Annotated in this window: 1 protein-coding gene; it reads left to right on the top strand. The window is 49.7% G+C overall.

Features of this window, described 5'->3' with window-relative positions:
• Positions 1–529, top strand: a 529-nt coding sequence (locus ACFQI7_RS37905) for an IS110 family transposase (protein ID WP_377518659.1), incomplete at both ends; no start/stop codon positions are given.

The raw sequence follows: 529 nt of genomic DNA, 5'->3' as shown, positions 1-529 counted from the left end.
CAACGGGACACTATTGGCTCAATTTTTCGAAGTGGCTTGCGGATCGCCAGTTTGAAGTCGTTCTCGTGAACCCGCATCTTGTGAAAAAGAACAAAGAAAATCGTGACAACACGCCTTCAAAAAGCGATAAAAAGGATGCGCTTGTTATTGCCGACATGGTGAAGAACGGATATTACTCCATCGCCCGCACAACGCCTGAAGCATTCACAGAGCTTCGTGTTTTACTTTCGAACCGGGACTTTGTAGTCAAGCGACTTGTGAGTGTCAAAAACCAAATTCATCGCTGGGTTGATGTTGTGTTTCCCGAGCTGCGGCAGGTTTTTAAGAACCTGACGGGCGCCGGCTCGTTAGCTACGCTTCGTCTGTTCCCAACGCCGGCGGAACTGAGTGATTTACAACCACAGGACCTGATTCAGAAATGGAAGACCTTGATGAAACGGCACTGTGGTGAGCGAAACGCACGTGCGTTAATCGCGCTGGCTCAACGCTCTGTCGGTTCCAGACAAGCTGCACAAGCCTACAAGCTTCA

Origin of the sequence: Paenibacillus allorhizosphaerae (genome assembly GCF_042659105.1) — a bacterium.
Taxonomy (GTDB): domain Bacteria; phylum Bacillota; class Bacilli; order Paenibacillales; family NBRC-103111; genus Paenibacillus_G; species Paenibacillus_G allorhizosphaerae.
Note: the sequence above shows the minus strand (reverse complement) of the source record. Positions and strands in the feature narration are given on the sequence as shown.